Origin of the sequence: Herbaspirillum aquaticum (assembly GCF_002213425.1) — a bacterium.
GTDB lineage: Bacteria > Pseudomonadota > Gammaproteobacteria > Burkholderiales > Burkholderiaceae_D > Herbaspirillum > Herbaspirillum aquaticum.
Window position 1 is genome coordinate 1 of record NZ_NJGV01000045.1, and the last position, 3,135, is coordinate 3,135.

Annotated in this window: 3 protein-coding genes; all 3 read right to left on the reverse strand. The window is 45.8% G+C overall.

Annotation, left to right across the window (positions count from 1 at the left end):
• Window positions 1–462 precede the first annotated feature (462 nt).
• The 3 genes from CEJ45_RS24290 to CEJ45_RS24300 all read right to left on the reverse strand — a co-directional run bounded on the left by CEJ45_RS24290 (window position 463) and on the right by CEJ45_RS24300 (window position 2,999).
• Window positions 463–1,272 carry a class I SAM-dependent methyltransferase gene (locus CEJ45_RS24290; protein WP_158214945.1) on the reverse strand — a complete coding sequence of 270 codons (810 nt, stop codon included), beginning with the start codon at window positions 1,270–1,272 and terminating at the stop codon, window positions 463–465.
• Between the two features lie 821 nt (window positions 1,273–2,093).
• Window positions 2,094–2,573, reverse strand: a complete 480-nt coding sequence (locus tag CEJ45_RS24295; RefSeq protein ID WP_088757545.1) for a hypothetical protein — start codon at window positions 2,571–2,573, stop codon at window positions 2,094–2,096.
• A 204-nt stretch (window positions 2,574–2,777) separates the two neighbouring features.
• Window positions 2,778–2,999, reverse strand: coding sequence for a copper-binding protein (locus tag CEJ45_RS24300; RefSeq protein ID WP_088757546.1), 222 nt, complete (start codon window positions 2,997–2,999; stop codon window positions 2,778–2,780).
• Window positions 3,000–3,135 lie beyond the last annotated feature (136 nt).

Here is a 3,135-nt window from a genome sequence, read left to right on the forward strand (position 1 = left end):
AGCTATTTCGCTTCTTCTTTGCTTCACTCATTCTCGTCATCCCTTCCAGGACGACAGCTTAAATCAGTGTCTCAAATTCGGGGTCCACTTTAGAATACCTTATAACTGACTCAATTATGACGGCAGCGACCCCTTCCTTTTTAACGTGATATTGAAAGACACAATTTATCGCAGGGGCGAGCCGTTTTGTCTGACCCAGTTCACTGACCACGCGCGCGCACATTCGATTGCTTCGCTGGCACTGTGAAGCGGTAGCGAAGATACAATAGTCTTGCTCACAAGTAGCTTCTTGTCCCAATATCGCACGATTTCTACCTGTGCTTGAAAGCTAGTGTTAGTAACTGGGACTGCAATACACCGAAGTAAGCAACCACAGTTAGCAAAAGTCTTCTCTAATTTGGGCATAGAGATATAGAAGTAAGCGACGCACTGATTTTTGAATATAAAAGTTCTTCCTGAATATCAGACATCGATTTTTGCTGAATTGGTCGGCTGCGGTTTTTTTCTAGCTACGACAAACAGTGAACCGCCGATTGGCAGCGACATGTCCCTACTGATCAAGAATTGCTCAAAAGACAGAACATACCTTAGTATGCGATTTATGCCGGGAGAAATAAAAAAGCCTTCGTCGATTTCTTTCTGAAGCGGCATTAAACGCTGCTTCAGCCGCGAAAGAAGCATCAGGGGCAGCAAGAGAGATACGAATGACGTGACGCGTTCTACTTGAAACCCTGCCTGCTCCACCTTGGTGACCAGTTCGCGGCGGGTATAGCGACGCACATGACCGGCATACTCGTCGGTTGGACTCCATAGCCAACGATGCTGCGGCACTGCCAGAATTACACCGCCGCCAGGATTGCAGGCACGATACAGCTCTCGCAAAACTAGTCGGTCATCTTCAATATGCTCAAGCACGTCAAACGCACCGATAATGTCGAAATGCTCAGTAAATGGAATCTCTGTCGCGTCCATGCGATACAAGTTCGCACCAAGCTTTTTACTGCTGCTATACCTCAAGCCTTCTACTGAGAGATCGGAGCCTGATAATGCCATGGCCGGGTAGGCGCCCTTCATGGCCTGCAGGACTGCGGCTGTACCGCAGCCGATTTCGAGCATGGAAGTTGCTTTTGAAAAATGCCTGCCGACGAGGTCAACAATTAACGAACTGCGCGCAGAAAACCAAAAATGCGAGGTATCAATCGTGGCATACTTCGCAAAAATCTTTGGATTAAATGTATCGGCAGCAATACCTTCTTCACAGACAAAAGACACGTGGTTATCGTATTGCGCGGGGAGGAATCCACAATGCGGACAGTGCCACGTACTCGATTTAAAACACAGGCTGCAATTAATACAGTTTTTCATCACACACTCACTCAAATAATTAACCCACGCCCATACCGAGACAAGCGAGTCTCAACTGCATGAGCTAGACGGAATACGGCGTACAGCGGGGGTTAATGCGGAGGAGCGTGCGGCGAACAACTAGATTTTAGATTGCGCCGGCAATGAGATACCGGTAGCTTGATTTGGCGCCAATTTTTTAACCAGCGTATTAAAAGGATACGAGCCGAATTAGATGGAGGTAAATAACGAAAAAGCAGAAAAATGCCAAGATAAGCAAGCAGGACAGGCAAATGCACCACGGTTTGCTCATCACTTGCACACTTTTCCATCGGTGAGCCGGTCTCTTCAATACTCTGATCAAAATTCTCCGCCAAAACGATATTGCCTTCGACAGCTACGTTAGCTTTAACCAACTTATGGCAACTAACAGCTGGATTGCTAACATGATGTAAAAACGCTGAGCAAGTAATCCAATGGACGAACCAAATACCGATCATCAAAAAAATGATCGTACGGCTTAAAGAATCTTTACGAAAATTAGATTGAAAACGCACACACAGCCTAATGACTTAGAAAAAATATTTTCAACATCATAATAATTTTGTTCTCGAAGAAATTTACGCTGGAGCCGGCCGGGCATACTTTAAAAGGCGGCGAAAATGCCAAAAACTAGCTTATTTACAATTTACAACAATTATTCTAGATAAAACATGATCAAGTCATAGGCGACTTATTTAAGTTTGACATTATGCTTTGTTCAGCGCTTCCCTAGTGTCACGTCGATGTTCTATTGCCTCTTCAATACTTTCACCAATCAGCGAAACTGACAGCCCGGAAAGGGGGTACAGTAAAAATACCATGAGCGGGTGGTTAGTCTTTGCCCAATAACCAATCATAATGATGAGCGCAAAAGACGAATGCGATATCACATGAATCACTATACGAATAGGCCGCTTGAAATTAGGATAGTTCAAAGCGAGCCAAAGCTTGAAGGCCAGTCCCAATACGCCAAATTGTGCAATCGCCAATACCGTGAAATGAATCGGGATTTCACCTTCTTTACTCAAAAAGAAAATATGAAATACGGCCATGACACCGAGGCAAGCAATGATGACGGCAGTAAGTAGCCTGCTATAGGCCCTCGCCTCAAGCCATCGAGCACCACCTATGATACTGCTACTGAATAGGACAAAAACGAAAATAAATGACTGGTCGTGAAGGTTCATTGGACTGTTTAAACTTGTTTTTGTTGCCGCCCAGCAAGCTAAACGCCCTAAATCATACTGGTAATGCGCATGACATTGGCGCTAGAACTGCTGTTGGCGCTAAATCGTCCAGCACACGACGTGATGAATTTTCTACCAATTGCAAAAAACAGACAGCGATAGTGTACCTACGTTTATGGAATGTGTCATAGACAGGGAACGCTTTCAGTCCCTGACTAACTCGATTTTGGCAATCGCAAGGCCGTGGGGAGCAATTTGAGCGAGAAATTTTATATGAGCCCCGGCTTGCAAGCTGTCAAGCACAGCAGTATCCGGTACGCTAAACGCCATTGTCATTGCTGGCATCCCCAGTCCGACCAACGCGTGATGCTTAATAATCACTTTTGCAAAATCGCGATCGACCTCCAGCACTTCACCCTGAACCATGTCACCCCCATGCTCGTTTGCCACCAGGGTTTGCGGTGCAGCGACTAAAGTGGACCCATCCGTCAAGACAGCGTTTGCCAGAATTTAAGCTGCATCCATGACTTCACTTGCAGCAGAACAGCGCTGCCCTGATCCT

What these genes read in the sequence shown, in the direction of transcription:
- CEJ45_RS24295 (WP_088757545.1), bottom strand. Translation starts at nt 2,573, where the DNA reads ATGAACCTTCACGACCAGTCATTTATTTTCGTTTTTGTCCTATTCAGT.
- CEJ45_RS24300 (WP_088757546.1), bottom strand. Translation starts at nt 2,999, where the DNA reads ATGGTTCAGGGTGAAGTGCTGGAGGTCGATCGCGATTTTGCAAAAGTG.